Raw genomic sequence first — 6,083 nt, forward strand, 5'->3', positions numbered from 1 at the left:
CGAACGGGCTCAGATCCAGCGACGGGCGGCTGGTCAGAGCCGCCCGTTCGCACATTCTGCCAGATTTTGCAGACACAAGAGCGCGTTATAAGCCGTAAAACCATTGCGCGGGGAATGCCGGGTGATCCCGGTGTGACCTGACTAACGCGTGTGCGTTCTACCACTACCCCTGCACGCGCGGCTATCGGGCGCATCGGGCGCCCGGCATTCCCTGCGCCCTCTGATTGGAGAGGGCGGACGAACCGGCCAAACCTCGCGCGAAACACGCGGCGAGATCGCGAAGCTGTGGCTGCAAGAAGGTGGCTGTTTGAATTGAGGTGGGCGCACGCAGTACTCGTCATGGCCGGACTTGATCTGACTTGATCCGGGCATCCATCCATCTTCGCAAAGAAGTTCTCTCGAAGAAGATGGATTGCCGGGTCAAGCCCGGCAACGACGCCTTGTCGACATTCGCGCGACCGTTGGCTGGATCTGGCCTACCCGTTTACTTCGCATCCTCCAGAATCATCGCGGCGCCTTTTTCCGCGATCATCGCGGTCGGGGTGTTGGTGTTGCCCGAGGTGATCGTCGGCATCACCGAGGCGTCGGCGACGCGAAGCCCGGCGATGCCGAAAAAGCGCAGGCGTTCGTCGACCACGGCGGTGGGATCGCTGGCGGTGCCCATCTTCGCGGTGCCGACGGGATGGAAGATCGTGGTGCCGATGTCGCCGGCGGCTTTTGCCAGCGAGGCGTCGTCGTCGCCGACCGCGGGGCCGGGCAAATACTCCTCGGGATGATAGGGCGCGAGCGCCTTCTGCTTCATCAGCCGCCGCGTGGTGCGGATGGCGTCGGCGGCGACCTGGCGATCCTCGCCGGTCGACAAATAATTCGGCGCGATCGCGGGCGCCTCGGCCGGCTCCGCGGAGCGGATGCGCACGGTGCCGCGCGAGGTCGGCTGCAAATTGCAGGCGCTCACGGTGATTGCGGGAAACCGATGCAGGGGATCACCGAACTTGTCGAGCGACAGCGGCTGCACGTGGAACTGGATATTGGCGCGGTCGCGATGCGGATCCGAGCGCGTGAAGATGCCGAGTTGCGACGGCGCCATGGTCAGCGGGCCGCGGCGGCGGAACGCATAGTCGAGCCCCATCAGGCCGCGCCGCATCAGCGAATAATAGGTCTCGTTGAGGGTGCGGACGCCCGAGACCTTGTAGATCGCGCGCTGCTGCAGATGGTCCTGCAGATTGCGCCCGACGCCGGGCCGGTCGAGCACGGTTTCGATTCCGAGCGGCGCCAGCCATTCGCCAGGCCCGATGCCGGAGCGGTGCAGCACCTGGACCGATCCGATCGAGCCGGCGCACAGGATCACTTCGCCTTTTGCGCGGGCCTCGACCGTTTCGCCACCCCGCATGAAGCGCACGCCGACGGCGCGGCCGCCCTCGACGATCAGGCGGTCGACCAACACGTTTTTTTCCAGCCGCAGGTTGGGACGCTTCAATGCGGGCTTCAAGAACCCTCGCGCCGACGACCAGCGGCGGCCGCGCTTCTGGTTGACGTGGAAATAGCCGATGCCCTCATTGTCGCCGGTGTTGAAATCCGCGATGCGCCGGATTCCCATCTGCTCGGCGGCGTCGCCGACCGCGTCGAGGATCGCCCAGGACAGCCGCGCCGCCTCGATCCGCCAGCCGCCGCCGCTGCCGTGATGCGCGCTCTCGCCGAGAAAATGATCCTCCAGCCGGCGGAACGCCGGCAGCACATCGTCGTAGCCCCAGCCGGAGAGGCCGAGCTGCCGCCAGTGATCGTAATCGGCGGCCTGTCCGCGCATCGAGATCATGGCGTTGATGGCGGAGGAGCCGCCGATCACCTTGCCGCGGGGATAGGCCAGCGAGCGGCCGTTGAGGCCTGGTTCCGGCTCGGTCCGGAACATCCAGTCCGAGCGGGGATTGCCGATCGCGAAGAGATAGCCGACCGGGATGTGAAACCAGATCCAGTTGTCGTCGCCGCCGGCCTCCAGGATCAGCACGCGGTTTTTGGGATCGGCCGACAGCCGGTTGGCGACGATGCACCCGGCGGTGCCGGCGCCCGCGACGATATAGTCGAAATCACCTTCAAGCTGCTTCATAAGGCATCACCATGCTGCCCTTCTTGGCATGATGCCGCCGTAAATCAAGGCCGTAGCCTTGTCATAGCACCTCTGTGCACCGTCCGAGGAGTGTTGGGCGGATTGCGACTGCATGCTAGACAGGCGAACCGTCATAGACCTTCAACCGAGAAGCCACATGCCCATCGTCAACCGCGTCGCCGATCTGCAACCCGATATCCAGGCTTGGCGCCGGGAGATCCATCAACACCCGGAGTTGCTGTACGACGTGCATCGCACCGCAGCATTCGTGGCGGATCGCTTAAGGGAATTCGGTTGCGACGAGGTCGCCACGGGTCTTGGACGCACCGGCGTGGTCGGCGTGATCAAGGGCCGCAAGCCGGCCAGCAACGGCGGCCCCAAGGTGATCGGGCTTCGCGCCGACATGGACGCGCTGCCGATCGAGGAGGAGACCAGCCTTCCCTACGCCTCCAAGACAAAGGGCTTGATGCACGCCTGCGGCCATGACGGTCACACCGCCATGCTGCTCGGGGCGGCCCGTTATCTCGCCGAAACGCGTAATTTTGCCGGCGACGCGGTCGTGATCTTCCAGCCCGCGGAGGAGGGCGGCGCGGGAGCCGCTGCGATGATCAAGGACGGGCTGATGGAACGCTTCGCCATCGACCAGGTCTACGGTATGCATAATGGTCCGGGAATTCCGGTCGGCTCGTTCGCGATCCGGTCCGGCCCGATCATGGCGGCGACCGATGCGATCGATATCAAGATCGAGGGGCATGGCGGGCACGCGGCGCGTCCGCACAAATGCATCGATTCCGTGCTGGTCGGCGCGCAGCTGATCACGGCGCTGCAGTCGATCGTCTCGCGCAGCGTCGATCCCCTGGATTCCGCCGTCATTTCGATGTGCGAGTTCCATGCCGGCAACGCCCGCAACGTCATCCCGCAGACGGCGGAACTCTATGGGACCGTCCGCACCCTGACCGAGGAAGTGCGGACGCTGGTCGAGAAGCGCGTGCGCGAGGTCGTTGCGGGCGTAGCGCAGATCACGGGCGCCAAGATCGATCTCGTGTACGAACGCGGCTATCCGGTGACGGTCAACCATGCCTCGCAAACCGATCTCGCTACCCGGGTGGCGCGGGAGATCGCCGGCGACGGCAACGTCCACGAGACGCCGCCGCTGATGGGCGCGGAGGATTTCGCCTACATGCTGGAGGCGCGGCCGGGGGCGTTTATTTTCTGCGGCAATGGCAACAGCGCCGGCCTGCATCATCCCGCCTACAATTTCAACGACGAGGCGATCGTCTACGGCACGTCCTACTGGATCAAGCTGGTCGAGAACACGCTGGCGGCGTGAGTTCGGACGAGGCGATGTCGTCGTTTGTTCATTCGCGCTTCCTATAAATCGATACGGGCGAGATCACGTATCGATCGGGATGCGCGGATTTTAGCTTGGGGCATGTGACGGGAGCGTGAAACGCCAGGAGGCAGGGTTGCCGCTAACCGTCTATCTGTCGGCCAGCCGACGAGTTGCTTTTTGAATTCGCGGGGAACATTGCGCCGGAGGCGATGTTGGAAAGGCGGGAAACCTCCCTCATTACCAACGGAGTGCGTCATGACCGCGAAAGACAAGGACCTCAACGACCTCTTCCTCGATACGCTGAAAGACATTTACTTCGCCGAAAAGCAGATTTTGAAGGCGCTGCCGAAGATGGCGAAGGCCGCCAGTTCCGACAAACTGCGCGCGGCCTTCGAAAAGCATCACGGCGAGACCGAAGGCCAGGTCGAGCGCCTCGAACAGATTTTCGAATTGCTCGACAAGCCGGCGCGCGGCAAGACCTGCGACGCGATCCAGGGCATCCTCGACGAGGGCAAGGAGATCATGGAGGAGTACAAGGGTTGCGAGGCGCTCGATGCCGGCATGCTGGCCGCGGCCCAGGCCGTCGAGCACTATGAAATCTCCCGCTACGGCACGCTCAAGCAATGGGCGCAGCAGCTCGGCATGAAGGATGCGGTCCGGTTGCTGGATCAGACGCTGCAGGAAGAAAAGAAGACCGACGAGAGCCTGACCTCGCTCGCGGAAGCGGCCATCAATCTCGCTGCGGCGGCTTAGCACACAAGAGTGGCGCGCTGCGCGGCATCCGGGGCCAGTCAACCACGCAGCGCGCCGACTGCTGTGCGGCGTTGCCGCATACCTTTCAATTAAAGGTTGCAAGCGCGAATGTCAAATCCAGACGGCGATGGAACCGGCATGAATTGTGGGCAAGCCCCCTGAGTTGTGTGCAAGCTTCAAGCCGCGCGCGTCGATTTTCGCAACAGCGCCGCGGCAATTTTCAGGTCATCGACAAAGCGCTCGTATTCCCGCGCCTTGGCGTCCTCATCCGGCAGCCGCAGCAGATAGGACGGATGCACCGTCACCAGCGCCTTGGTTCCATCATCGAGGTCGATCAGGCGGCCGCGATTTTTGTTGATCGGGGTGATTTTGCCGAACACGCTTTGCGCGGCGGTGGCGCCCATCGCCACCACCAGATCCGGTTTGATCGCAGCCAGTTCGCGTTCGTACCATGGCCGGCACGCCTTGATCTCCGGCGTCGTCGGCTTTTGGTGCAGGCGGAATTTTCCTCGCGCCAGGAATTTGAAATGTTTGACCGCGTTGGTGATGTAGGCCTTCTTGCGGTCGATGCCGGCTTCGTCCAGAGCGCGATCGAGCATCAGCCCTGCCGGTCCCACGAAAGGCTTGCCGGCGATATCTTCCTTGTCGCCGGGCTGCTCGCCGACCAGCATCAGGGGCGCATGCGGCGGGCCTTCGCCGAACACGGTCTGCGTCGCGTTTTTCCAGAGCGGACAGGCGCGGCAATCGGCAGCTGCTTCGCGCAGGGTTTCGAGGCTTTGGGATGCAGTCGCCATGGGCATTTTCCGCTTGCTGTGGAGAATATCATTGCGGCAGGCGAGGCTCAATTCGGGCAGGGGAGTAAGGGTTCCCTCGATCCCATTGGGATTGCTCAGGAAAAATATGCCCGCCAATCCCGATTGACTCTCCTGACCATGTTAGCTTTATATTAGAACATATCATGAACAAATAAGCCGGTCACGGGTTCATCAGAAGAACCAGTGACGGCCCAACCACCCCGGGAGCGCGGCATATGCGCGAGCGCGATCAGCAAAAGTGGAAGCCGGTTTTGCGTCCGATCGCGCTCCCATTTTTTTGAGAAAGCGCATGATCTTATCGCCAAACCGCTCACACTTTGACGGATCATGCGCCGCACGCATGAACACGCTTGCGAGCTTGCGAGGCAGTATCGAGCGCATCGAGTCGCACGGCGATGCGTATGCGCCGCGAAGGGTCGCGCTCGGGCATGCCGATGCGGATGCGACGTTGCAGGGCGGCCTCGCTTTGGGCGCGATGCACGAGGTGTTCGCCGAAGGTGGCCGGCAAGGCGCTACGGCGACAGGTTTTGTCGCGGGGCTTGCGGGGCGGGTGACCGCACGGCGGCCGCTGCTATGGATCCGGCAGGATTTTACCGAACTTGAATCGGGCGCGCTGTCGATGAGCGGATTGGCCGAACTCGGTCTTGATCCGCGTCTTCTCGTGACGGTGCGCGCGGCCGACGTTGAGGCCGCGCTGCGGACTGCCGCCGACGCGCTGGCCTGCGATGCGCTGGGCGTCGTGGTGCTGGAGGTCTGGGGCGAAACGCGTCAGCTCGATCTCGTCGCCAGCCGCAAGCTGACGCTGGCGGCGCAGGCCTCCGGCGTCACCGGCCTGTTGCTGCGGATGGCGGCGGAGCCACAGCCCTCGACGGCGGAGACGCGATGGATCGTGCGCGCGGCGCATTCGCCGCCCGCGGCGCCTTTAATGCCTGCGGCGCCCTGGGTCGCGTGGGGTGCACCGGTGTTCGACGCGCAGCTTGTCCGCAACCGTCATGGCCCTGTTGGCCGGTGGATCATGGAATGGAAATGTGATGAGTGCCTTTTCGCGCAACCGGCGGCGGATCCTCAGCCTGTGGCTGCC

At 63.8% G+C, this 6,083-nt stretch carries 4 protein-coding genes and 1 pseudogene; 3 read left to right on the plus strand and 2 right to left on the minus strand.

Annotation, left to right across the window (positions count from 1 at the left end; translation table 11 throughout):
• Positions 1–484: 484 nt before the first annotated feature.
• On the minus strand, positions 485–2,101 hold the full coding sequence (locus QZ213_RS23090) for a GMC family oxidoreductase N-terminal domain-containing protein (RefSeq protein WP_291688398.1): 1,617 nt from the start codon (positions 2,099–2,101) through the stop codon (positions 485–487).
• Between the two features lie 157 nt (positions 2,102–2,258).
• On the opposite strand from QZ213_RS23090, the gene QZ213_RS23095 reads away from it, so the two are divergent.
• Positions 2,259–3,431 (plus strand): M20 aminoacylase family protein, encoded by a 1,173-nt coding sequence (locus QZ213_RS23095; RefSeq protein WP_291688399.1) that lies wholly within the window; start codon positions 2,259–2,261, stop codon positions 3,429–3,431.
• A gap of 258 nt (positions 3,432–3,689) precedes the next feature.
• Positions 3,690–4,187, plus strand: coding sequence for a ferritin-like domain-containing protein (locus QZ213_RS23100; protein WP_291688400.1), 498 nt, complete (start codon positions 3,690–3,692; stop codon positions 4,185–4,187).
• Positions 4,188–4,363: 176 nt separating this feature from the next.
• Here the strand turns inward: QZ213_RS23100 and QZ213_RS23105 are convergent.
• Positions 4,364–4,996, minus strand: a pseudogene (locus QZ213_RS23105) (UdgX family uracil-DNA binding protein); the annotation flags it as partial.
• 346 nt (positions 4,997–5,342) lie between these two features.
• On the opposite strand from QZ213_RS23105, the gene QZ213_RS23110 reads away from it, so the two are divergent.
• Positions 5,343–6,083: DNA repair protein (locus QZ213_RS23110; RefSeq protein ID WP_291688401.1), on the plus strand; the 741-nt coding region annotated here is incomplete at its 3' end.

The sequence above is a fragment of the Bradyrhizobium sp. genome (assembly GCF_017881085.1).
Taxonomy (GTDB): domain Bacteria; phylum Pseudomonadota; class Alphaproteobacteria; order Rhizobiales; family Xanthobacteraceae; genus Bradyrhizobium.

Excerpts from the sequence above, each read along its gene's own strand:
- QZ213_RS23090 (WP_291688398.1), bottom strand. The coding sequence starts at position 2,101 with ATGAAGCAGCTTGAAGGTGATTTCGACTATATCGTCGCGGGCGCCGGC.
- QZ213_RS23095 (WP_291688399.1), top strand. The coding sequence starts at position 2,259 with ATGCCCATCGTCAACCGCGTCGCCGATCTGCAACCCGATATCCAGGCT.
- QZ213_RS23100 (WP_291688400.1), top strand. The coding sequence starts at position 3,690 with ATGACCGCGAAAGACAAGGACCTCAACGACCTCTTCCTCGATACGCTG.